This window comes from Bradyrhizobium sp. BRP56, from assembly GCF_020194035.1.
GTDB lineage: Bacteria > Pseudomonadota > Alphaproteobacteria > Rhizobiales > Xanthobacteraceae > Bradyrhizobium > Bradyrhizobium australafricanum.
Genome location: NZ_JADYVV010000008.1, coordinates 129,263 through 152,544, shown reverse-complemented (window position 1 = coordinate 152,544; position 23,282 = coordinate 129,263). Strand labels below are relative to the sequence as shown.

At 62.5% G+C, this 23,282-nt stretch carries 26 protein-coding genes; 17 read left to right on the top strand and 9 right to left on the bottom strand.

The annotated features are described in order from the left end of the window. Positions 1-50: 50 nt before the first annotated feature. The 4 genes from I6F38_RS08490 to I6F38_RS08475 are packed head-to-tail and all read right to left on the bottom strand — an operon-like array spanning position 51 to position 2,590. Positions 51-560 carry a DoxX family protein gene (locus I6F38_RS08490; protein ID WP_225159969.1) on the bottom strand — a complete coding sequence of 170 codons (510 nt, stop codon included), beginning with the start codon at positions 558-560 and terminating at the stop codon, positions 51-53. Further along, positions 557-1,342: a DNA-binding domain-containing protein gene (locus I6F38_RS08485; protein ID WP_225159967.1), complete on the bottom strand. Its 786-nt coding sequence runs from the start codon at positions 1,340-1,342 to the stop codon at positions 557-559. The genes I6F38_RS08490 and I6F38_RS08485 overlap by 4 nt, the downstream gene beginning before the upstream one ends. Then, entirely contained in the window at positions 1,329-2,240 is a 912-nt protein-coding gene (locus I6F38_RS08480; RefSeq protein WP_225159964.1) for a DUF692 domain-containing protein, read from the bottom strand. The genes I6F38_RS08485 and I6F38_RS08480 overlap by 14 nt, the downstream gene beginning before the upstream one ends. A 50-nt stretch (positions 2,241-2,290) precedes the next feature. Continuing rightward, on the bottom strand, positions 2,291-2,590 hold the full coding sequence (locus I6F38_RS08475; protein ID WP_038377692.1) for a DUF2282 domain-containing protein: 300 nt from the start codon (positions 2,588-2,590) through the stop codon (positions 2,291-2,293). A 390-nt stretch (positions 2,591-2,980) separates the two neighbouring features. Here I6F38_RS08475 and I6F38_RS08470 point away from each other — a divergent pair, with 390 nt between their 5' ends. Beyond that, positions 2,981-5,026 (top strand): adenylate/guanylate cyclase domain-containing protein, encoded by a 2,046-nt coding sequence (locus I6F38_RS08470; protein ID WP_225159998.1) that lies wholly within the window; start codon positions 2,981-2,983, stop codon positions 5,024-5,026. Positions 5,027-5,301: 275 nt separating this feature from the next. Here the strand turns inward: I6F38_RS08470 and I6F38_RS08465 are convergent, their stop codons facing one another. Further along, the gene (locus I6F38_RS08465) at positions 5,302-6,456 is read right to left on the bottom strand and encodes a patatin-like phospholipase family protein (RefSeq protein WP_225159963.1); all 1,155 of its coding nucleotides are present in this window, start codon (positions 6,454-6,456) and stop codon (positions 5,302-5,304) included. 66 nt (positions 6,457-6,522) lie between these two features. Then, a complete protein-coding gene (locus tag I6F38_RS08460) occupies positions 6,523-7,347 on the bottom strand; it encodes a 3-hydroxybutyrate dehydrogenase (protein ID WP_092086013.1) in 825 nt (274 codons plus the stop codon). A gap of 167 nt (positions 7,348-7,514) precedes the next feature. On the opposite strand from I6F38_RS08460, the gene I6F38_RS08455 reads away from it, so the two are divergent. Next, complete coding sequence (locus I6F38_RS08455; protein ID WP_092086010.1) at positions 7,515-8,414, top strand: LysR family transcriptional regulator; 900 nt, start codon at positions 7,515-7,517, stop codon at positions 8,412-8,414. Between the two features lie 33 nt (positions 8,415-8,447). On the opposite strand, the gene I6F38_RS08450 is transcribed toward I6F38_RS08455, so the two are convergent. Next, the gene (locus I6F38_RS08450) at positions 8,448-9,155 is read right to left on the bottom strand and encodes a peroxiredoxin-like family protein (RefSeq protein ID WP_225159962.1); all 708 of its coding nucleotides are present in this window, start codon (positions 9,153-9,155) and stop codon (positions 8,448-8,450) included. Positions 9,156-9,665: 510 nt separating this feature from the next. On the opposite strand from I6F38_RS08450, the gene I6F38_RS08445 reads away from it, so the two are divergent. From I6F38_RS08445 to I6F38_RS08375, 15 genes are all read left to right on the top strand, one after another. Continuing rightward, positions 9,666-10,157 carry a cupin domain-containing protein gene (locus I6F38_RS08445; protein WP_225159961.1) on the top strand — a complete coding sequence of 164 codons (492 nt, stop codon included), beginning with the start codon at positions 9,666-9,668 and terminating at the stop codon, positions 10,155-10,157. Between the two features lie 109 nt (positions 10,158-10,266). Further along, the gene (locus I6F38_RS08440; protein ID WP_225159960.1) at positions 10,267-11,484 is read left to right on the top strand and encodes an MFS transporter; all 1,218 of its coding nucleotides are present in this window, start codon (positions 10,267-10,269) and stop codon (positions 11,482-11,484) included. Positions 11,485-12,007: 523 nt separating this feature from the next. After that, the gene (locus I6F38_RS08435) at positions 12,008-13,366 is read left to right on the top strand and encodes an extracellular solute-binding protein (RefSeq protein ID WP_225159959.1); all 1,359 of its coding nucleotides are present in this window, start codon (positions 12,008-12,010) and stop codon (positions 13,364-13,366) included. A gap of 66 nt (positions 13,367-13,432) precedes the next feature. Beyond that, positions 13,433-14,407, top strand: a complete 975-nt coding sequence (locus I6F38_RS08430) for a sugar ABC transporter permease (RefSeq protein WP_225159953.1) — start codon at positions 13,433-13,435, stop codon at positions 14,405-14,407. Then, a complete protein-coding gene (locus I6F38_RS08425) occupies positions 14,404-15,381 on the top strand; it encodes a carbohydrate ABC transporter permease (protein ID WP_225159952.1) in 978 nt (325 codons plus the stop codon). The genes I6F38_RS08430 and I6F38_RS08425 overlap by 4 nt, the downstream gene beginning before the upstream one ends. Continuing rightward, positions 15,378-15,596, top strand: a complete 219-nt coding sequence (locus I6F38_RS08420) for a hypothetical protein (RefSeq protein WP_225159951.1) — start codon at positions 15,378-15,380, stop codon at positions 15,594-15,596. The genes I6F38_RS08425 and I6F38_RS08420 overlap by 4 nt, the downstream gene beginning before the upstream one ends. 4 nt (positions 15,597-15,600) lie before the next feature. Next, on the top strand, positions 15,601-16,698 hold the full coding sequence (locus tag I6F38_RS08415; protein WP_225159950.1) for an ABC transporter ATP-binding protein: 1,098 nt from the start codon (positions 15,601-15,603) through the stop codon (positions 16,696-16,698). Beyond that, the gene (locus tag I6F38_RS08410) at positions 16,691-17,716 is read left to right on the top strand and encodes an ABC transporter ATP-binding protein (protein WP_225159949.1); all 1,026 of its coding nucleotides are present in this window, start codon (positions 16,691-16,693) and stop codon (positions 17,714-17,716) included. Before I6F38_RS08415 ends, I6F38_RS08410 begins: the two co-directional genes overlap by 8 nt. A gap of 21 nt (positions 17,717-17,737) precedes the next feature. Further along, positions 17,738-18,361 (top strand): dihydroxyacetone kinase subunit DhaL, encoded by a 624-nt coding sequence (gene dhaL, locus I6F38_RS08405; RefSeq protein WP_057021013.1) that lies wholly within the window; start codon positions 17,738-17,740, stop codon positions 18,359-18,361. Further along, on the top strand, positions 18,358-18,750 hold the full coding sequence (gene dhaM / locus I6F38_RS08400; protein WP_028163196.1) for a dihydroxyacetone kinase phosphoryl donor subunit DhaM: 393 nt from the start codon (positions 18,358-18,360) through the stop codon (positions 18,748-18,750). Before dhaL ends, dhaM begins: the two co-directional genes overlap by 4 nt. A 31-nt stretch (positions 18,751-18,781) precedes the next feature. Beyond that, entirely contained in the window at positions 18,782-19,084 is a 303-nt protein-coding gene (locus I6F38_RS08395; RefSeq protein ID WP_225159948.1) for an HPr family phosphocarrier protein, read from the top strand. Then, entirely contained in the window at positions 19,071-20,705 is a 1,635-nt protein-coding gene (gene ptsP, locus I6F38_RS08390; RefSeq protein WP_225159947.1) for a phosphoenolpyruvate--protein phosphotransferase, read from the top strand. The genes I6F38_RS08395 and ptsP overlap by 14 nt, the downstream gene beginning before the upstream one ends. Continuing rightward, positions 20,698-21,120, top strand: a complete 423-nt coding sequence (locus I6F38_RS08385) for a hypothetical protein (protein WP_225159946.1) — start codon at positions 20,698-20,700, stop codon at positions 21,118-21,120. Before ptsP ends, I6F38_RS08385 begins: the two co-directional genes overlap by 8 nt. Positions 21,121-21,156: 36 nt before the next feature. After that, on the top strand, positions 21,157-22,140 hold the full coding sequence (gene dhaK / locus I6F38_RS08380; protein WP_225159944.1) for a dihydroxyacetone kinase subunit DhaK: 984 nt from the start codon (positions 21,157-21,159) through the stop codon (positions 22,138-22,140). A 334-nt stretch (positions 22,141-22,474) separates the two neighbouring features. Further along, positions 22,475-22,660, top strand: a complete 186-nt coding sequence (locus I6F38_RS08375) for a hypothetical protein (RefSeq protein WP_225159942.1) — start codon at positions 22,475-22,477, stop codon at positions 22,658-22,660. Between the two features lie 116 nt (positions 22,661-22,776). Here I6F38_RS08375 and I6F38_RS08370 read toward each other — a convergent pair whose 3' ends face one another. Both I6F38_RS08370 and I6F38_RS08365 read right to left on the bottom strand, forming a co-directional pair. Beyond that, a complete protein-coding gene (locus tag I6F38_RS08370; RefSeq protein ID WP_225159940.1) occupies positions 22,777-22,947 on the bottom strand; it encodes a hypothetical protein in 171 nt (56 codons plus the stop codon). Positions 22,948-22,992: 45 nt separating this feature from the next. Further along, positions 22,993-23,184 carry a hypothetical protein gene (locus I6F38_RS08365; RefSeq protein WP_225159937.1) on the bottom strand — a complete coding sequence of 64 codons (192 nt, stop codon included), beginning with the start codon at positions 23,182-23,184 and terminating at the stop codon, positions 22,993-22,995. Positions 23,185-23,282: the final 98 nt, after the last annotated feature.

Genomic DNA, 23,282 nt, shown 5'->3' with positions numbered 1-23,282 from the left:
AGACCGTTATGAGCGGCCGGAAAAGGGATGCGGTCGTGAGCTTGATGTGCTCAGTTCGCTTGCCGAGGGAATCCGTGTATCAGATGATCCGTCGAGATGCGTCCCGGTCCCCAAGCCATGATCCCGAGCGCCATCGCCGCCCAGGTGAGGTGGATCGGCCAGCCGTCGGGCACGGTGAGTTCGACAATTATGGTCATGAACAACAGCCCGAGTGCGGCAAAGCGGGTGCCAAGGCCGAGCACCAGCAGCACCGGAAAGGTGATCTCGCCGCATCCGGACAGGAATGTCATCACCGCAGGTAGCGGATAGTGATAGGGCCCGCCCGGCAGGTGCAGCATGAACTCGTCGGTGAACAGCGTCACCGCCGTGTCGCTAAGCTTGAGGAAGCCGGTCCATTTCAGGATGCCGGATTTCCAGAACGGCACCGCCAGCGCCACGCGCATCACGAATTGAACCAGCGACGGCAAGGCCACTGTCTGGATCAGGTGCTCGGCCTTGTCAGCGAGGTGGCTCAGCCGGTGGCGTTCACTGGCGCCAAAATGCCGATCGATGACCATCATGCTTCTCCGAAATTGATTGATGTGAAAGCACCCGCCTCGATCATGCCCGCGATGTTCGCCGCGATGTCGAATCCGGGCGAGGACTGAAGTGCCGACGCTGCGGCGTCGCCAAGCGGCCGTCCCGACATCAGGTTTGTCAGAAACACCGCGCCGCCCTCGGGCAGATGGCGCACGACGACGTCCATCTCGGGCCGGGTGATCAGAGCATCTTCCGGCGTTCCCGCGTCGATCTGACCCGGCATCTCTCCGCCGCGATTGGCGGCGAAGATCGTCACCGCCGCGAAAGGCGAGCGGACGATTCCTGCTGCGGGATGTGCGGTGAACACCACATCCGCCAGCCGCTCCGGCGGAACCAGAGCGAGCACATCCCGTGACAATGGCGCGGCATCGGCGGCATGATAGGCGTCGAGCCAGGCCCGCTCGATCCGCGCGACATCCGCTAGCCAGGGCATGGCACAGGCATATTCGTAGGTTTCGATGAACGCGGGAAAGTCGCGGCCATAGTCGAGCAAGAGCGGCGATGTTGGCGGCGAGGCCCGGACATGGAAACGCGCCATGGCACGGAAGAACTCGACGCCCGTGATGCGCTGGACCGCAGGGTAGACCGCGGCAAGCGCATCGATCAGGCTGACCGTGACGTTGTTGCGATAGACATTGTAGCGCCGGACCGCCGCCTTTCCGTTCGGCCCGGTGACGAGCGAGGGTGTCTCGCGCCCGGGGTCGATCAGCGCAGCCGCGAAGCGCGCCGCGTAGGACGAGAGCTCCTCCTCAAGCGGCAGCATAGCGCATCTCCCGCTGGTGGCGGTCGAGGATTGCTTGCGCCGCGGCCGCTTCGGCCTTCAGCACGGGCCAGTCCGGAATTTTGCTGTCCCATTCGACCAGCGTCGGGACGGGACCACAGCGCGAGACGACGATCTCGAACAGCTTCCACACCGCGTCCGTGACCGGTCCGTCATGGCTATCGATCAGGAGCAGGTCGCCTTCATCGTCGAGCTGCTCGGCATGACCGGCGAGATGGATTTCGCCGACGCGTGACAACGGAAAGTCGGAGAGATAGTCGAGCGCGAAGAAGCCGTGATTGTTTGCCGAGACAAACACATTGTTGATGTCGAGCAGCAGTCCGCATCCGGTGCGCTCCGCGACGCGGCGGATGAACTCGGTCTCGCTCATCGTCGATTCGGTGAATGCGAGATAGGTCGACGGATTTTCCAGCAGCAGCGGCCGCCAGATGGCGTCTTGCACTTGATCGATATGATCGCAGACCCGTGCGAGCGTCGCTTCGGTATAGGGCAGCGGCAACAGGTCGTTGAAGCAGGTGGTGTCGTGGGTCGACCAGGCGAGATGTTCCGATACCAGCGCGGGCTCGTAACGCTCGACGAGATCGCGGAAGCGCTTCAGATGCGCCTTATCGAGCGGCCGTTCGCCGCCAATCGACATGCACACACCATGCAGGGACAGCGGATGGTCGCGGCGCACGGCTTCCAGCGCGCGATGCGGCGGCCCGCCCGCGCCCATGTAATTCTCTGCATGCACCTCGAAGAAGCCACGCTGCCGTCCTGCGCCAAGGATCGCAGCAAGGTGCTCGGGCTTGAAGCTGGTGCCAGCCAGGCCATGTATGGCAAGCGCGGGAAAGCGGGGAGGCTCGGCCGCGAGCAACCGGGACGAGATCGCAGCGTTCATGTCGTCTCTCCGCTTTCCCTATGATCGTGAACGTCTGCCGTGCGGTGCGGTTAGACCGGCTTGAGCGATCCGGTCTTCCCGTTCGGAAGCTGGATGCTGGTGCAGGTGCCGCCCTGCACGAACTTCCACGCATTGCCCTGAAAGTCGACCGTCGAGGTGCCCTGGCAGGTCGTGCCGGGGCCGGCCGCGCAATCGTTCTGGCCCTTCAGCGCGACGCCGAAGCACTTCTCCTTGTGGGCCGCGGTCGCTGCATCCGCCTCGGCCTTGGTGAGGGGAGCGGCGGTGGCAAGGGTTGCAAGCGCAGTCGAAACGGCGCCGGCAAGGACAAGCGAGCTGATGACATTCTTCATAGATCTCTCCACATCGTTATTTTGCGTCGCCTCCTGAGGCGTCGGGGGCGCATCGAAAGGTTCGTTCCGTTCGCTGCCGCCGTTACGGTTTTGGCAGCTCACGAATCCGTGACTTCGCTGCAGGTGTCCCGCAAATGGCTCTTGTGCCGTCTGCGTGCCAATCAAATACGCTGGCATCGACCGGAGCCTCCAATGCCTTGTCGCTATGGAAACCGGGCGGGTCGAGCATTGGCGATGGCAACGCTCCGCCTGTCATAATTCCGAGACGTAACAATCTGCCGGACGCAAGCGTATCGCCATCAAGCCCTCCGACCGCCGGCGAAGGCCAACATGAACGCCTTTGAACGCTCAAGCGCCCTCGAACGACCGCGGTCACCGTCTTCGGCGAGGATGCTGACGATCAGCATTCGTCTTGCCGTCTCGGCGCTGGTCCTTACGGCGATCCTGCTCACCGCAGCAGCCTCGAGCCTGCTCTGGTGGCGCACGGCCGAATCGATCAGCCGGCAGCTCGCCTCGACGATCAACGAACAGATCGTTGCTGCCGTTCGCAAAGAGGTGTCTGCGATCGTCAATGAAGCGCGCGCCGCCCACACTGCCGTGCGCACGCTGTTCCTGCAGAACGTGCTCGATACCCGCGAGGCCGACAAGCGCGAGTTCGTGTTCCTATCACAATTGCAGTCGCAAGCGACGATCTCCTGGGTCGCCTTCGGGTGGCCCGACGGTTCCTTCTTCGCCGCACATAAGCTCGGTGACGGTCATCTCGAGATGATGGAGATCTCGAAGATCGACCATGTCGGCCAGCGCCGGATCGACGAATATCAGGTTATCCCCGGCGACATCGAATTTGAATCCCGCCGTTTCGAACCCACAGACTTTAGCGTCACGATGCAGGACTGGTTCAAGATCGGCATGGAGGCCAAGGGCCCGCAGTGGTTCGGGGTCGTCGACCATCCGATCGGCCCGCGCCCATCGATCGCCTTCGCGGGGCCGATCGATGTCTATCAGGAACGTCAGGGCGTCCTTGCGATCATCATTGAATACACCAGGCTCTCCCGTTTCCTCGCCCAGCTCGAGGTCGGCCGCACCGGAACGGCTTTCATCCTCGGTGCCGGCGACGAATTGATCGCGGCTCCCGACAAGAACGCCGACGAACTGCATCCCGCGCACAGCCGGATCGATCTGTTGCCGTTGGCGCGCATGGCTCTGACACTGGCCGGCGAGGACGGTCGCAAGGAAGCCTGGCGGCGGCGGCTTACCCTCGATGGCGCAGCCTATGAGGTTGGGCTGACGCCCCTACCATTTACCGGCTGGTGCCTGGCGACCGTGATCCCTGAGGCTGAGTTTCTTGGCCCGGTCGAAACCACGCTGCGACGGCTCATCATCGGTCTTGCCATCGGTGCGCTGCTCGCCGCCCTGTTCTCTGCGATGCTGGCGCGGTCGGTGATCGCCGCACCGCTCGCCCGTGTGGTCGGCGAAATCCGACATGTGGAAAGTTTTGCGCTGGAACAGGTGCGCCGCCACCCGTCGCGGCTCGCCGAGATTTCGAGCCTTTCGGGCGCGATAGCCGAGATGGCGCAGGGCTTGTCTGCTTTCCGCAAATTCATTCCTGCCGATCTGGTCCGGTCGCTCCTTCGCCAGGGCATCGAGGCGAAACCTGGCGGCTCGATCCAGGAGCTGACGGTAATGTTTATCGATGTGGCCGGCTTCACCGGGCTTTCCGAGCGCATGGGGGATCGGGTTGTGCCGCTGTTGTCGCGATATCTCGACGTCGCCTCCGAAGTCATCGTCGCCCACGGCGGCACCATCGACAAATTCATTGGCGACGCTGTGATGGCATTCTGGGGCGCGCCGACAGCGCAGGCCGAACATGCTCTGCTCTGTTGCCGTGCAGCACTCGTCTGCCGCCAAGGCATTGAGGCCGCGGGCGTCAGGGACGACCAGGGCCATCCCCTGCAAATCCGGATCGGCATCAATTCCGGCCGCATGCTGGTTGGCAATGTCGGCTCCGAATTGCGGCTGAACTATACGGTGATTGGCGATGCCGTGAACGTGGCGAGCCGCCTCGAAGGCGCCAACAAGCACTATGAGACGCAAATTCTGATCGGCGCCGAGACCAAGCGCCTCGTTCAGGGGGCCATGATCACACGCGAGATCGATCGCATAGCCGTCTACGGCAAGACAGAAGGCCTCGCCGTGCATGAACTGATCGGTTCGGCTACAGGCGACGCTTACCCGGCCTGGATCATCGATTACGAACAGGGACTACTTGAATATCGCAAGCGCGACTTCGCCGGCGCCATATGCTGCTTCGAGGCTGTCTTGCGCCAGCGTCCTCACGACAGGCCGACTGAACTGATGCTCGACCGCTGCAAGCTCCTCGAGCGGTCGGGTGTTGACGACACGTGGTCACCTGTCGTGACACTTCAATCGAAATAGCCGACACGCCGGTACCAGACAGACAACTGGATGCTGGCTATGCTCGAAAGCGGCAGCATTCGACATCGAAGAAGGACGTCGTTGCCGGCCCGCTAGTCAATCCTGAGTTCTGGCGGGAAATACCCTATCCGTTGGCCGTCGGTTCGCTCGTCCACGAGGCGATGAGATCGGCGTGGCTAGGTGACGTCCCTCTTGCCGACAAGGACCTCTTCGCTGCGGAAGCTGGATCGGACGAGTAATTTCCCCATCGCGCAATCCTGTTCCTGGCGCGCACCTTATTCCGCCGCCACCGGCATCAATTCCATCTGCTCATGCAGGATCACGCCCGACAGCGGATCAAACTCGCCAACCCACGGCGCGTGTTCAAGGGCTGCTCTGGTGTGCGAGTAACCCGCGTCCCACCGCTGCATGATGCCGCGCGGGCTGAAATCGATGTCCTTGGTGTGGGTTTCGCGATCAAGCTGCGGCGCAAGCAGACGCACGACGTGCATGCGTGTCTGACAGCCGTAACCGACCAGTTCGCGCACCTCCGGGGTGTTGCGTTCGCTGTCGGGCAGCCGTTTGGCCAATTGGTTGATGATGTGACGCAACCGATGCGCCTGCTGCTGGCGTGCGATGTGGCTCATGATGCGGCTGGAATATTGGACATCCTTGTGTCGATTCAGCACCTCCGCCATCGTGGTCGGCTCCAGGCCCGCAGGATTCCACAGATGGACAGCGAAGATCAGCGAGTTCTTGCGGGGATTGTCATCGAACACGACTTCAGTCGGCGTGTTGGACAGAATACCGCCGTCCCAATAGAGCTCGCCGTCGATGCGGACGGCGGGAAAGGCCGGCGGCAATGCGCCGGAGGCCATAATATGCCTGATGGTGAGTTCCCCGTCGCGGCTATCGAAATAGTGCATCTGGCTGGTCCGCACGTGGGCGGCCCCGACCGTCAGGCGCGGCGAACAGCTGTTGAGCAGCTTGACGTCGACGAGTTCGCACAGGGTCTGCTCCAGCGGCGAGGTCGAGTAATAGCCGGCCCGTTCGGCACCCAGCGGGTAGTTGTCACCCGCATGAGCAAGGGCATTTGGACGAAAAAAGCCGGGAATTCCGTGGGTGATGGTCGCCCAGTAGGATAGCCGGTCATTGAAGTCGGGAAAGGCCGTCCGGATGTTCCAGACCGGATTTTGCTCCATCCGCTTCCAGAACTCTTTCAGGCGTGACAGCCGGTTCTCGACCGGATTGCCGGCGATGAGGCTGGCATTGATGGCGCCGATCGATGTGCCGATGATCCAGTCCGGCTCTATGCCTGCTTCGTGCAAGGCTTGATAGACACCTGCCTGGTACGAGCCCAAGGCGCCGCCGCCTTGCAACACCAGAACGACCTGGCCGGGGAGATCCTTGGCCAGCGATTTGATATTTCGCGACGAAGTTCTGTCCTGCATGTTGTGCTCCCATTCCGGCCTGGTCTAATATTCGCAAGCGCGCCCGGCTCTGTTACGAGCGTCGTCTCAATGTGCTGTCCAACCGCCATCGACCGGCAAAGCAATTCCGGTAATCGACGCGGCTGCTTCGCTCGCCAGGAAAACCGCCAGCGCACCGATCTCCTCGACTGTCGCAAAGCGTTTGTTCGGTTGCTGGGCCAGCAGCACGTCGCGGATCACCTGATCCCGAGAGATTCCATGCGCCTTGGCTTGTCCATCGATCTGAGCTTCGACCAGCGGGGTATAGACATAGCCAGGGCATATGGCGTTGCACGTAATACCTTCCTCGGCGATTTCGAGCGCCGCTACCTTTGTCAAGCCGACAATGCCGTGTTTGGCGGCGACATAGGCCCCCTTGAACGGCGAGGCGACCAGCCCATGCGCAGATGCCACATTGATGATGCGGCCGAATCCTTGTTTGCGCATCGCCGGCAGTGCCAGCCGCGTGGTGTGGAACGCGGACGATAGATTGATCGCAAGGATCTGATCCCATTTTTCGACCGGAAACTGGTCGAGCGGTGCGACGTGCTGAATACCGGCATTGTTGATGAGAATGTCGAGCCGACCAAAGTCGGCCAGCGTCACCGCGACCATCTCGGCGATCGCATCTGGCGACGTCATATCGGCCGCTGAATAGCCGACCTTGACGCCATGATCGGCTTCTATCGCATCCTTCGTCCTGGCGATCTCGGCCGCGGCTCCGAAGCCATTCAGCATCACGTTTGCGCCAGCCGCGGCAAGCGCGCGGGCGATGCCAAGCCCGATCCCGCTGGTTGAGCCGGTCACCAGGGTTACTCTGCCATCGAGCATTCTTGCGTCCATTGCGGCATGCGATTTGATCTGGAGATTCATCTTCTCAATCTCGTTTGCGTCGTCGGCGGTATCCCGCGATCGCCAAAATCTGCATCGCAAAACCGATTCACGGAAATACCCTTTGGCTTCCAAAACCATAGGTGCGCGCTATGGCCGCCGTGGCCCTCAATCGGCTAGACTGCTGGCCGGATCAGGGGAGTTCGGCCATGGAAATGCATCAGGTTCGGTACTTCCTCGCGGTCGCGCGGACGCTCAACTTCACGCGTGCTGCCGATGAGTGCAATGTCACCCAGCCATCGCTGACGCGAGCAATCAAGCAGCTCGAGGCAGAGCTTGGCGGCGACCTGTTTCGCCGCGAGCGTCCGGCCGGATTGACCGAGCTCGGTCAGCGCATGCACCCCTTGCTGAAGCAATGCTACGAGGCCGCCGCCGGCGCGCGCTCGCTCGCCTCGTCATTCAAAAGCGGCGAAATCGGCGCCCTGAGAATCGCGCTCACCCACTCGATCGATCTGTGTCTGCTAATTCCCTTCCTCGATCAGATCAAGCGCCAGTTCAATCGGCTGGAATTCCGTTTTCTCCGCGGCAATGGCCGCGAAGTCGGAGACATGCTGAAGAAAGGCGAGGCGGAGCTTGGAATCGCGGCTGAGCTCGATCCGAATTGGGAGCGGCTCGACACCTGGCCGCTATTTACGGAGGACTTTCAGCTCGTCGTCAACGCTGACCACCGGCTTGCCGATCAGGACAGCATCGACCTCGATGATCTGCGTTCCGAACAGCTTTTGTCGCGTGGGTACTGCGAGTATGGCCCGCGTTTGAACACCGTCTTGCGAGAGCACGGCATAGACGTCGATCATTGCCACGAAATCTCGAGCGAGCGCGATCTCATTGAGCTGCTTGAGGCCGGTATCGGCATCGCCGTGGTTCCTGACACCTCGCGGATACCGCAGACGCTCAAACGTACCTCGGTCGAGGGACTCGATGCTCGACGCACGGTCAATCTCTACGGCATCGCCGGTCGCGAGCGAACTGCGGTCGCATCTGCCGTCATGCGCATGCTGCGTGGCACCGATTGGCGGCAGTTTTTGGAGAAGAGCCGAGCCGCGTGAGAGTACCAATGCACGTGGGTCGCCCGGAAGTGCCTACCTCGCGTCCTTCAGAGCTTCGAGTAGATCCTCGATCGCCATGCGGCGCCGGAAGTCGGGATCAACAAAACGCGTTTTGACGATGCCATCGCATCCGATCACAAAGGCCGCAGGAATCGGCAACACCCAACCGTCGTTGCCGTGAAAGCTCGGCATGTCGAGATAAGAGAGAAGCCGCTCAATCTCTGCACCAAGCCAGATCGCCAGGTTGAGGGACAGCGCATAGCCATTGTCGAGATCGGTCAGCACTGGAAACGGTGCTCCGGCTTCGGACTTGAATTCTGCCGCATATTCCTGTGTCTCGGGCATGACGGCGACGACGTCCGCCCCCAGAGCCTTGATGCGGTCATAGGCCTTGATCACGGCCCTGACATTGAGTCGGCAATACGGGCACCAATGGCCGCGGAAAAACATCACCGCCACCGGGCCTCGCTCGAGCAGAGAGGGCAAGGCGATTAGGCGACCGCTTTCGTCGGGTAGCACGAAAGGTGGCATCGGCTCGCCAGGACGCGGCGCGTTTTCGCCGCCGCCATTTTCGTTGACCCTGATAACGAGGCGATCGACTGCGTCGCCATAGGCCGGAAAGATTTCCCGGCCTGCTGCCGCATAGGCTTGGAGCTGCTCGTTGAGAGTGCCTTCCATCTCCCGGCAGCGCTGAAAGGCGACCTTGAGCCGCTCGGCGTCGGCTGGGGAAAGCGATGTCATCCCTTGCTCCCGTATGTTTGACCTTCAGATGGCAATTCCTGCGCGGACCGCCCACCAGAGGCGCCTTTGTCTCCGCCAGGAGCATTGCACAAAGCACGATAGCATTGGGCTATCGATATCAGAGCGGGCCCGCATTTCGTGTTGGACGCCTGAGCGGGGATGGCCGTCCCCCGAGGGGTTTTCTATGTCCCGCTATAACGTACTGTGAATTGGCAAATTCGCTACCGTTCCTTTCCTGATGTCCATCGTGGGCCATGCCGGTCATGAACTTGGAGATATGTTCGGCCTTGCAATGAAACTCGGCACCCGCGGGAGCGAGCTTCGTGACCACATCTCCGCCTGTCCGACCTTCGCGTCCGACATCAAGCACATGCGCGGCCGCGCTTGAGTCGCATAGCTCGCCGCTATCGGCTCAACAGCCAACCGGCATTTCCCGAAGCAAGGGCCTTGCGCGATGCTCCTGACACGCCGGCCAGCCTTTCGGGGCCGCGACATCAAGGAGACAACAACATGTTCAATGACATCGCAACCTCGCGCAAGATCCGGCGAGCTCTCGGCGTCGCGAGCGCCATTGCCATTTCGCTCGCGACAGCATCCGCGGCTTTCGCCGGCGAATGTCCCGCCGACAAGATGAAGGCCAATGCCCGCTCGATGGTGGACTACAAGCCGGTTGGTGTTACCGACGTGACGCTTGGCTCCATCGATCTCGGCAAGCAACCCGCGCATATCGAGGGACGCGAACTGCGCTTCCGCAAGCTGACCATCGAGCCCGGTGGCATCGTGCCCTGGCACAGCCATGACGATCGGCCGGCGCTGATCTTTGTCCAGCAGGGCGAGGTCGTCGAATACGCCAGCAACTGCGTCGACCCAATTGTGCACAAGGCAGGTGACCTGCGACCGGAGGTCTACGGCACCTCGCATTGGTGGAAGAACCTCGGCAAAGAGACCGTCATTCTCTATGTCGGCGACGTTCGCAAGGATCCGACTGACCACAACATGTAACGAGTGCTCCAGCCCCACGCCTCGTTACCGGATGTGACGACCCGGGAGCCACGTGTTGGCCCCGCACGCCCGGGCGTCACATCCCCCTTCGATCACAGGAGCTGCGGCGATGACTGATATGCCGATGGAAGTCACAGCAAAACCAATGCAAGAGCACGGTCATTCGACCGGCGTGGCGCTGCGATCTCTGGTGATCGGCCTCACCGCATTCCTGACCGTCGTCGACCTGTTCGCAACGCAAGCAATTCTGCCAACTCTGACGCGGCACTACGGCGTCACGCCTGGTGCGATGGGCTTCGCCGTCAATGCCAGCACGATCGGTATGGCAGTCGCAGGACTGGCGGTCGGATCCTTCAGCCCGCACATCGATCGCAGGACCGGCATTCTGGCAAGCCTGCTTCTGCTCGCGATTCCGACGAGCTTGCTTGCCATCGCACCGAACCTTACCGTCTTCACCATTCTTCGCATCATGCAGGGTCTCTGCATGGCGTCAGCCTTTACGTTAACCCTTGCCTATCTGGGCGAACAGTGCAGCGCAATGGATGCTGGCGGCGCCTTCGCCGCCTATATCACCGGGAACGTCGCAAGCAATCTGATCGGGCGTCTCATCTCGGCGTCCGTGTCCGACAATCTGGGCCTGGCGACGAATTTCTATTTCTTTGCCGTGCTCAATCTCGCAGGCGCGCTGCTGGTCTACTTCACAATCAAGCGCGTCCAGCCCATGCACTCCATCGGCCCGGCGCAATCGTCACTTTCGGCAATGATAGAGCATTGGCAGGAGCCGGCCCTACGCGCGGCCTTCGGCCTTGGCTTCTGCATCCTGTTCGCGTTCATCGGCACCTTTACCTACGTCAACTTCATCCTGGTCCGTGCCCCACTGTCGCTCGGTATGATGGGGGTGGGTTTTGTCTATTTCGTATTTCTCCCCTCCGTCGTCACGACGCTGCTGGCTGGCAAAGCGGTGGCACTGTTCGGCATGCGCCTGTCACTTTGGGGCGGTCTCGCAATCGCCGCTCTAGGCCTGCCACTGATGCTCTCATCGCACCTTGCGGACGTGCTCGCGGGGATGGTGCTGATCGGGGTCGGCACGTTCTTTGCGCAAGCCTGCGCCACAGGCTTCGTCGGGCAAGCAGCGCGAACAAACCGCGGGGTTGCCAGCGGCACCTACCTTGCCTGCTATTTCTTCGGCGGCCTGGTCGGCAGCGCGGTGCTTGGTCAATTGTTCGATCACTTCGGATGGCTCGCCTGTGTCGCAGGCGTGGGCGTGGTGTTGGCATTGGGGTGCATTTTGACCGCAAGCCTCAGGATCCCGGTGTCCGGTCGATAACACGAGTGGTGGGCCCGGCAGTTCGCGGCATGGCAAATTTCGGCCGACACGGAGGCTGCTCGCGCGCTCAATCGCTCTGTTGAACGTTCAGTAAAGTCGCATACTAAACATTCTGGCTGGGGCTAACCTTCTGGCTTTCCTGTTATCGGGACGGGCCGAATTGCGTCCGCTGGACCAGGCCGGCAGTCGTTGTTCGCCGAATTCGCTGCAATCCTCGGGCAATTTGTTGCATTGCGAACATCGACGCGTGCCCGTGCGAGCGTCGCGAATATTTTCGCCAGGGTCGCGAGAACCGGCTTGACGGGCCAAAAAATTTAGTACTACGTTTAGTAATACAAAAAACTAAACATCGCGCATCGAGCGCCGATGTGCAGGAGGAGCCCAAGCCATGCCGGAGCCGTCTCCGGCAGCGGTCCGTCTCGTCCTTCACTCATCGCTCCTCAAACTCGGTTTCAGGGTCTTGGCGTCGCCCCGGCAGGGCGCGCTGAGCGGGTTGGACGCTTCAACGAGAGAGGAAACGGATATGCGGACATTTAATTGGCTGAGAAGCTCAGCGGCCACCACGGTTCTCGGGGCGGCGCTGCTGGGGATATTTGGCGGGGGCGAAGCTGCGGCCCAGGGTAAGCAGCTCACGCTGTGCTGGGCGGCATGGGATCCGGCCAACGCGCTGGTCGAACTCGGCAAGGATTTCACCAAGCAATCCGGCATCGAGATGAAGTACGAGTTTGTCCCCTGGACGAGCTACGCGGATCGCTTCCTCAACGAGCTCAACTCCCACGGCAAGCTCTGCGACCTGATCATCGGCGACAGCCAGTGGATCGGCGGCGCCGCCGAGAACAAGTGGTACGTCAAGCTCAACGATTTCTTCGACAAAGAGCACATCTCGATGGACGACTTCGTCCCGGCGACCGTTGTCGGCTATTCGCAGTGGCCGAAGAATTCGGCAAATTACTGGGCGCTGCCGGCGATGGCCGACGCCGTGGGCTGGACCTATCGCAAGGACTGGTTCTCGCGGCCCGACATTCAGTCGGCTTTCAAGGCCAAGTACGGTCGTGATCTGGCGCCGCCGAAAACCTATGACGAGTTGAAGCAGATCGCGGAGTTCTTCCAGGGCCGCGAGATCGACGGCAAGAAGGTCTACGGCGCCTACATCTTTACCGAGCGCGGCTCCGAAGGCATCACGATGGGCGTGACCAACGTGCTCTACAATTACGGCTTCAGCTACGACAATCCGAAGAAGCCGTACCAGATGCAGGGCATCGTCAATTCTGCTGAGGCGGCCAGGGGGCTCGAATTCTACAAGGAGCTCTACAAGTGCTGCACCGCGCCGGGCATGACCAACGCCTACATGCAGGAAGGGCTCGATGCCTTCAAGTCGGGCCAGGTGGCGATGCAAATGAACTGGTTCGCATTCTTCCCCGGCCTGTACAAGGATCCGAATGTCGGCGGCGACAAGATCGGCTTCTTCGTCAATCCGGCCGGCCCGAACGCGCACTTCACCCAGCTCGGCGGACAGGGCATCTCGGTGGTTGCGACCTCTGACCGCAAGGACGACGCGCTCGCCTATATCAAGTGGTTCGCGCAGCCCGCCGTGCAGCAGAAATGGTGGCAGATCGGCGGCTACTCGGCGCTCAAGGCGGTGGTCGACGCGCCGGACTTCCCGAAGAGCGCGGCGTTCGCGCCGCAATTCCTGGAGTCGATGGGCATCGTCAAGGACTTCTGGGCCGAGCCGTCCTACGCCCAGCTGCTGCTTGATATGCAGAAGCGGGTGCACGACTACGTCGTCGCCGACAAGGGCACGGCGCAGCAGGCGCTCGATCTCCTGGTCAAGGACTGGACCAAGGTGTTCAAGGAACAGGGCAAGCAAGTCGCCTCGCAATAGCCCGAACGCCGCGTCCCAACTGAACTGGCTTCCCCGAGGTCAGCCTCGGGGAAGCCGAACCAGCCGATGGACAAGATGACGACGATCCTGCAACCCGAGCATGCTACGATCCCGGGCGTGAGCGAGCCAGCCAAATCCCGCGCCGTGCGCCGCGGCCATGGTCTGTCCGACCGGACCATCGCGTGGCTGTTCGTCGCGCCGACGATTGCGCTGCTGCTCGCGATCAACATCTTCCCGCTGGTCTGGATGATCCGGCTGTCCTTCACCAGCCTCAACCTCAGCATGTCCTATCTGCCGCTGCGGTTTGTCGGGCTCGACAATTTCAGCGACATACTCAACGACGAGGACGTCTGGTTCCGGCTCCAGACCACCGCGCAATTCGTGATCTGCTCGGTCGCCTTGCAGGTCGTGGTCGGCTTTGGGCTCGCGCTTCTGATCAACCGTCAGTTCCGCGGCCACAGTTTCTGGACCACGATCATCCTGCTGCCGATGATGCTGTCGCCGGCGGTTGTCGGCAATTTCTGGACGCTGCTGCTGCAGCCGCAGATCGGCCCGTTCAACTATCTGATCAGCTTGTTCACCGGTGTGCCGCCGAGCTCTTTCAGCATGACAGGGCAAGTCGCGCTCGCGCCATGGACAATCGTGCTCGTCGACACCTGGATGTGGGCGCCCTACGTGATGCTGATCTGCCTCGCCGGGCTGCGCTCGATCCCGGATTACATCTACGAGGCCGCCGAAGTCGATCGTGCCTCGGCCTGGCGGCAGTTCTGGTCGATCACGCTGCCGATGACGGTGCCGTTCCTGATGCTGGCGGTGCTGTTTCGCGCGATCGAAAACTTCAAGATGTTCGACATGGTCAACCTGCTGACCTCGGGAGGGCCGGGGTCGACCACCGAGCTCGTATCGATCACCCTGAAGCGTGCGGCATTCGAGAAGTGGCGCACCGGCTATTCGTCCGCGCTCGCCATCATCCTGTTCGTGACCGTGTTCGGGGCCGCCAACATCTACGTCAAAGCGCTCAACAAGGTGAAGCAACGATGACCGCTGCCGTAGCCAAATCGGTCCTGGCCAGATCCAGCGCACACTCGATCGTCGAGGCCTCGCCGCGCACCAAGGCATTCGCTGGTGCTCTCGTCATCCTCTATGCGTTGATCACGATCCTGCCGCTAGTCTGGATCGTTGCCACCGCCTTCAAGTCGCAAAGCGATGCGATCGCCTATCCGCCCAAGGTGATCTTCGAGCCGACGCTCGAAGGTTATGTCAACCTGTTCACGGTGCGCACCCGCCAGACACCTGATTTCATCGCCAAGTTGCCGCGCCCGGAGACCTGGTACGACAAGCTGGTCCGCAAGCATGACATGGTTATTGCCGGACCGTCCAAAGTCGTCCCGCGCTTCGTCAACTCACTGATCATCGGGTTCGGTTCGACTTTCCTCGCCGTCTTCCTCGGTACGCTCGCGGCCTACGCCTTCTCGCGCTTCCGCATTCCGTTGGCCGACGATCTCTTGTTCTTTATTCTGTCGACGCGGATGATGCCGCCGGTCGCGGTCGCGATCCCGATCTATCTGATGTACCGGCAGCTCAACCTGACCGACACCAGGCTCGGAATGATCCTGCTCTATACCGCCGTGAACGTCTCGCTCGCGGTCTGGCTGCTCAAGGGGTTCATCGACGAGATCCCACGCGAGTACGAGGAGGCGGCCCTCGTCGACGGCTACACGCGGCTGCAGGCGCTGCGCAAGGTGGTGCTGCCGCAGGCCGTCACCGGAATTGCGGCGACCGCGATCTTCTGCCTGATCTTCTCCTGGAATGAATACGCCTTCGCGGTTCTGCTGACCAGCGGCGAGGCGCAGACCATGCCGCCCTTCATCCCTTTCATCATCGGTGAGGGCGGGCAGGACTGGCCGGCGGTTGCCGCCGCGACCACGCTGTTCGTCGTCCCGATCGTCATGTTCACCGTGCTGCTGCGCAAGCATCTGTTGCGTGGCATCACCTTCGGAGCGGTGCGCAAATGAACGGTTCTGCTGTTGTTAAGGGGGCCAAGGGAACCAAGGGGGCATTGCATCGCTTCTTCAGTCGCGGGCGCTGGGAGGCCGTTGCGATGACCCTGATCGGGGGCGGCATCTTCATGCTGGTGCAGCCCTTCTCGATCGATCTCTACAGCTATTCATTCGTGACGATTCTGGCCGGCACGGTAGGCTTCGTCGTCGTCAGCCACTTTCCGGAATAGGGACATGGCTCAGATCCGCATCGAAAATCTTCGCAAGTCGTTCGATCAGTTCACCGCGGTGGAAGGGTCGACCTTCACCATCGACGACGGTACTTTCTTTGCGTTGCTCGGCCCTTCCGGCTGCGGCAAGACCACCACCTTACGCATGATTGCCGGCCTCGAGCTGCCGACCGAGGGCAAGATCCTGCTCGACGGGGAGGACGTCACGTTCCACCGCGCCGCCGCCCGCGATATCGCGTTCGTGTTCCAGCTGTTCGCGCTCTATCCGCACATGAATGTCGGGCAGAATATCGGCTTCCCGCTGAAGTGCCAGGGCATGGCGCGGCACGAGATTCGCGAGCGGGTGCAGGAGACCGCGCGGATGCTGCGGATCGAGCATCTGCTGTCGAGCAAGACATCGAAGCTCTCGGGCGGCGACCGCCAGCGTGTCGCGCTCGGGCGAGCCATGGTGCGGCGCCCGAAGGCCTTCCTGATGGACGAGCCGCTGGGCGCGCTCGACGCCGAGTTTCGTCATCTGATGTGCGGCGAGCTGCGCGATTTGCACGATCGCATCAAGGCGACCACGGTCTATGTCACTCACGACCAGCTCGAAGCAATGTCGATGGCCGACCAGATCGCGATCATGAACAAGGGGCGCGTGGAACAGATCGGCACGCCGCAGGAGGTTTATGACCGGCCCGCCAGCATGTTCGTCGCGGACTTCATCGGCTCGCCGCCGATGAACTTCCTGCGCTTCGAGGGCGGGCTGCGATTTGGTGACCGGGCGATCAATTTTCACGACACCAGGCTCGTGGTGCCCGAGATCCGCGAGGACCGCGCCAGCGCCGCGCTGGCCCTCGGGATTCGTCCAGAACATATTCGATTCACCGACGCCGGATCCGTTCGCGGCGAGGTGTTCGGCGCGGAATATCTCGGCACGACGCAGATCGTCACAATCGACACCGCCTATGGACGGGTTGCGGCGCGGCTGCCGTCGAGCGCCTCGGTGCGGATCGGAGAGACCGTCGGCCTCGAATTCAACTCCGGTCGACTCTCATTGTTCGATGCCGGCAGCGGCCTTGCAATCAGGACCGCCGGCGAGGAGGGAGGGCGCCATGGTTGACGTCAGCTTGCGCAACATCAGCAAGCGCTTCGGCGCGGTGGAGGCGGTGCGCGACCTCTCACTGACGGTGAACGACGGTGAGTTCCTCGTCCTGCTCGGGCCGAGCGGTGCCGGCAAGACCACGACGCTGCGGCTGATCACCGGGCTCGAGAGCCCCGACGCCGGTTCGGTCATGATCGGCGGGCGCGACGTGACGCATGATCCGCCGGGTGCACGGGACATCGCATTCGTGTTCCAGCAATATTCGCTGTATCCGCATCTGTCGGTCTATGACAACCTCGCGTTCCCGCTGCGCTCTCCGGCGCGGCGCGTTCCGGAGCCACAGATCCGCAAGCGCGTCGAGCAGACCGCGGAGCTCCTGCATATCGCCAGCAAGCTGAATAATCGCGCCACCCGCCTGTCGGGAGGTGAGATGCAGCGGGTCGCGATCGGCCGCGCGCTGGTGCGCGATCCCTCGATCTATCTGATGGACGAGCCGCTATCGTCGCTGGATGCAAAGCTTCGCGCCGAGCTTCGCCTCGAGCTGAAGCGGATCCAGCTCGAGCTCGGCGCGACCATCCTGTATGTGACCCACGACCAGGTCGAAGCCATGACGATGGCGTCAAGGATCGGCGTGATCAAGGACGGCCGGCTGCTTCAGCTCGGCACGCCGAGGGAGATCTACGAAAATCCATCCAGCAGCTACGTCGCGTCGCGGCTCGGGACGCCCCAGATCAATTTCGTGCTCGCACGGCTGCTGTCCGATGTGGCGATACCGCCGGAAACGGAGACGGTCGGCATCCGCACCGAGCACCTTCAGATCGCCGCGCGCAACGGCGGGCAGATGGTCGGCCGGGTGCATCGCGTCGAGCATCTCGGCGAGCAGAATCACGTTCACCTCGACTATAAGGGCGAAACGCTGGTGACGCTGGCGGATCCGCACCAACCGCTGCGGGCCGGCCAGGAGGTTGAATTGCAACTGGTGCGTCCGCTGTGTTTCGACCGGGCGGGGCAACGCATCGGCGCGATGGTCCAATAGGGGAGCGAGAGGTTCAGATAGATGTCTGTGCAACCGGAGACATTCAAGTCGCTGCTCAAGGCGGCCGCCGAGCAGGTTATCGCCAGCGCGCCGGAGCTCACGAGCCTGGACCAGGCGATCGGCGACGGCGACCACGGGACCAACATGAAGCGCGGCTTCGAAGCCGTGCTCGGCAAGCTCGATGCCATCTCGGCGCAGCCGCTCAACGAGGCATTCAAGGCGATTGGCAAGACCCTTGTTATGACGGTCGGCGGCGCCTCCGGCCCGCTTTATGGCAGTTTCTTTCTCGCCGCGGGCGAGGCGCTGTCGCAAGACAAACACCTGCCCGACGATCTCGCCGACGTGTTCGGTAGCGGAGTGGACGCGGTGAGCGCGCGCGGCCGCTCGCAGGCCGGCGAGAAGACGATGCTCGATGTGCTCGTTCCGGTGCTGGAGACACTGAAAGCGGGCGCCGGCCAGCCCGATCTGATCGAGCGGGTGCGCATCACCGCGGCTGAAGCGGTTGAGCGCACAGTGCCGATGCAAGCCACCAAGGGCCGGGCGTCGTTCCTCGGTGCGCGCAGCGTCGGTCATGTCGATCCCGGGGCACGATCGAGCTGCGTTCTGCTGCACGCTGTGTGCGCTGGCCTGGAGGCGCGGCAATGACCGATACTGTAGGGATCGTGATCGTCTCGCATTCCCGGGATATCGCCAAGGGAACCGCGGACATGGTGCGGCAGATGGTCGGCAGCGAGGTCAAGGTCGCCTTCTGCGGCGGCAATCCCGATGGTGGTCTCGGCACCAGCGTGCCGCTGATCATCGACGCCATCAACGATGCCTGGTCGTCGAAAGGCGTTGCTGTGCTTGTCGACCTCGGCGGCGCCGAGACGAACAGCGAAATGGCGGTCGAAATGCTGGAGCCGGCGCGGCGTGATCTCGTTGTCGTCTGCAACGCGCCGATCGTCGAGGGCGCCGTCATGGCGGCGACGGAAGCTGCGGGCGGCAGCTCGCTGGCCCAGGTCAGGGCCGTGGCCGAGGAACTCTCTGCCGATTGAGGCAGCGGCGAAGCGACGATGGATGATGAGCATGCTTGATAAAGCGGACGAACAGATCTTCACCGGCAATGTGCGGTTGGTGCACGCAGTTGGCATGCATGCGCGCCCCGCGGTCAAGCTGACCAAGCTCGCCAAGAAGTTCCAGGCTCAGATCTCCGTGCGGGTCGCGGGCGCGCCGGAATGGATCAATGCCAAGAGCGTGGCCAAGATCATGGCAATGCGCGCGGCACATGGCAGCACGATCGATATCAAGGCCTCTGGAAGCGATGCCGAGATCGCGGTCGCGGCGCTGGTCGATCTGATCGCGAGCGATTTTCCGGATGGAGCACCATAGCATGCAGGGCGGCGCTGCAGGGCTGGCCTACCGCGGCAGGACCGCCTCGATCGGCTTTGCCCATGGCCCGTTCGTCCGTGTCGATGCGGGCGCGGCCGGCGAGCGTGTGGCCGGCACACTGGTCGAGGAGGCGCTGGCCTTGCGCAATGCGATCGACGTCGCGAGTGGCCAGATCGCGGATCTTGCCGCCAGCGCCGGCGGCGAAGCTGCGCAGATTCTCGAATTCCAGGTTGCGCTGCTGGAGGACGAGGATTTGATCGAGACGATCTTCGCGTCGATCGGCGAGGGACGTCCAGCCGATATCGCATGGCGTTCGACGCTCGACGCGCACATCGCCGACTACAATTCCGCACCGGACGACTATCTGAAAGCGCGTTCCTCCGATCTTGCGGATTTGCGCGACCGCGTGGTCCACATTCTGCGCGGCGACCAGGGGCAGCCGCTGAAGGTCCCGAGCGGGGGCGTGGTCTGCGCTGACGATCTGCCGCCATCACGATTCCTCGAGATTGACTGGTCCGGCGGCGGCGGCCTGGCGCTGTTGCGCGGCAGCCCGACCAGCCATGTCGCGATGCTGGCGCGCGCGCGCGGCATCCCGATGGTGGTGCAGCTCGGTTCAATTCCAGACATCGGCACCATGGCGTTGCTCGACGGCGAAGGCGCGACGCTGGAACTCGATCCCAATGCCGAACAGATCCGTACTTTCGAGAAGCGGCGCGACAGCCATCTCAAGAGCAGGGCATCCGCGCGCGCAATCCTGCGGCGGCCGACAGCCTCCTGGCGCGGCGAGCGGATCAAGCTCTTCATCAATATCCAGCGCGTCGAAGATCTCGAGCATGCCGACGCGCAATATGCCGACGGCATCGGCCTGATGCGCACCGAGTTCCTGCTGACGGAGCGCGGTAGTCTGCCCGACGAAGAGACACAGTTTCAGGCTTACGATGCGGTGTTGCGTTGGGCAGACCGGCGACCGGTCACCATTCGCACGTTTGACGCGGGCGGCGACAAGCCGGTGCCGGGCTTCACGGTGGACGGCGAAGCCAATCCGTTCCTCGGGGTGCGCGGCCTGCGCCTGTGCCTCGCCCGGCCCGAGATCTTTGCGGTTCAGCTCCGCGCGCTGGCGCGGGCCGCGGTGCGCGGCAATCTCAAGGTCATGTTCCCGATGGTCACATCGGCGGACGAGCTCGAGGCGGGACGGAAGCTGTTCGCCGATGTCGTGCAGCGCTTGCAGGCGGACGGTATTGCCGCGATGCTTCCCGAGCTGGGAATCATGGTCGAAGTCCCGGCGGCGGCCCTTGCGGTATCTAGCTTCAAGGCCGCCTTCTTCTCGATCGGCTCGAACGATCTCGCGCAATATGTCCTGGCTTGCGATCGTTCCAACGGAGCTCTCGCCCCATTGGTGGACCCTCTGCATCCCGCAGTGCTCGAACTGATCGCGCGGACCGCGGAGCACGGCCGCCGCGCCGGCATCAGCGTCAGCCTGTGCGGCGACATGGCCGGTGATCCGCGCTGCCTGCCGGCCCTGCTGAATTGTGGCCTGCGCGAACTCTCCGTCAATGCATCGGCGCTGGCGCAGATCAAGCACACCATCGACCGGCTGAGCAGCGGAGGCGGCCTTGGCTGACACGGCGGCCGATGACGCGCCCGAAGCCGGCGCGGTCGCAGTCTACAAGCGCATCTTCAAGGAAGTCCTTGAGAGCCGCCCGTCCGGCATGCGGCTGCGGCTGGCCCATGCCATGGGAAAGAACCGCAGCTTCGTCAGCCAGATCAGCAATCCCGCCTATCCCGTGCCGATCCCGGTGCAGCATCTCAACACGATCTTCGATGTCTGCCACTTCCCGCCACAGGCGAAGGCTGCCTTCTTGCGCGCCTATGCGCGCGCGCATCCGCGCCGCGTCGGCCGGCTGAGCGAAGGATCGCATGAGCGGACGCTGACGCTGCATCTGCCGGATCTCGGCAGCGCCAAGCGCAATGCCGAGCTCGACACGCTGCTCCAGGAGTTCACGCGGCGCCTGATTGGCATCATGCGGGAGAAATAGGCGAAAACGCCGAACGGACCAAGCGGGGAGGACATCATGAAGAAATTCATCAATGCGGTCGACAACTTGCTCGGCGAAAGCCTCGATGGTTTCGCGGCTGCACATGCCGATCTGGTCGTGCTCGGTGCTGAGCGCAAATTCGTTCGACGTCGCGAGCTGAACGGCAGAAAGGTCGCTCTGGTCTCGGGCGGCGGCAGCGGGCACGAGCCGCTGCATGCCGGCTTCGTTGGCTACGGCATGCTGGATGCCGCCTGTCCCGGCCAGGTGTTCACTTCGCCGACGCCGGACCAGATCGTCGAGGCCGCACAGGCGGTCGCGGGCGATGCCGGCGTTCTCTTCATCGTCAAGAACTATGCCGGCGACTGCATGAACTTCGAGATGGCAGCCGAGATCGCCGAGGGTCGTATCGCCACCATCGTGACCGATGACGATGTCGCGGTCGAGAAGTCTACCTACAGTATCGGGCGGCGCGGCGTCGCCGGCACGTTGATTGTCGAGAAGATCGTCGGCGCCGCGGCCGAGAAGGGCGCTGATCTCGCCTCCTGCGTGGCGCTCGGCGAGCGCGTCAACGCACAGACGCGCTCGATGGGCGTGGCGCTGACCAGCTGCACCGTTCCGGCCGCGGGCACGCCGACCTTCGCGCTCGGCGCGGACGAGATAGAGATGGGGGTCGGCATTCACGGCGAGCCGGGCCGCCGCCGCGTCAAGCTCGCGGAGGCCGATGCGATCGCATCGGAAATGACGGCAGCGATCGCCGGCGATCTCGCGGCGCCCGCGGGCTCCGAGGCGCTGCTGCTCGTCAACGGTTTCGGCGGCACGCCGACAATCGAGCTCTATCTGATGTACAACGCGGCGCGCCGGATGCTCGAGGAGCGAGGCCTGCGCATCGCCCGTTCGCTGGTCGGCAGCTACGTCACATCGCTGGACATGGCGGGCTGCTCGCTCACCGTGAGCCTGCTCGACAGCGAGTTCACCGCGCTCTGGGATCATCCCGTGCGCACGGCCGCATTGAAATGGTGACCGCCGTGGCGGGCGGCCGCTGATTTTCAGATTGCGCCCTGACCGACGATGGGCCGGGGTCTCAGGCATGCACCGGAAGTCTGCCGGTTCACCCTCCCTGAAACTTGCCGTGTCCTTCGGGCGCGGCATCTTTTTTGCGTGGAGTAGACAGGATATCCGGCGATCGTGAGTGCCAAGCCATTGATTTATTGCTGGGCCCGGCAGGACTCGAACCTGCAACCATGAACGGGCATAGCGGTTCGGTTGTGAATTTGCCCTTGGATGCTTGCTCCACAATTCGCCTGACGCGGAGCATTTGGACTGTTCGGACGGCGTTAAGAGGCAGCAGAACCGAGTGAAGGATGAGGATTGGATACAAGCCGTCGAAGAACGCGTATGCGATGAACGCGACATTGCTCAAGATGGCCGTGATCCTGAGCTGGAGCATCGTCTTCATGCAAAACGTGGCGAAGACGAGAAGAGATGCGAGATAGCCGGCGGCTTCAACCCAGGACTTCGAGCCGCAGAGCAAAACGTCTGAGCAGCGCATTTCCGCGTCTTTCTATGAACTTGCCCGTGAAGAGCGCGACGACGCCTGCACCTGTGGCTCAACGGGCCTGGATACCGAAGCAAACGCAAAAATCAGATGCTGATCGGCTAGAAGAATCCGGCACTGAGATCCAGCCCATAACTCACCGACAGCAGCCACACCAAGAGGGCGGCTCCACAGAACAACCCGGTCTGCTTGAGGACGTTTGCCTGCAATGACGATGCGGGGAATACCCGGACAAAAGCGTTTGCAATCGCAGCAACTGCAGCGGCGCGCATGATGATCTCCAGGAGTTGGCAAATGGTGCGCCAACAGCGCCTCGATCAGGGAATGTTGATCGCCGGCAGCGGGCCAGTGGGTCGGATCAACGCTTTAGCAGGTTGCTCCTGCGCGAAGGCCGCGAGTGCAATCAAAACGGCGCATAATAGGGCGATGAAAAAGCCGAGACGCCACCGCCGCTCCGTCCGGCCGTCGTCTGGCGTGTCAAGCCGGCGCGCGCCCGTTGCTGTGCGCATCGTTAATCTCCGAATATCGTGACGGTGAGAAGGCCAGTCTTCCCAACACCCGCACTGAATATCTCGCCACTTGATGCGTCTGGGAACTACCTAGAAAG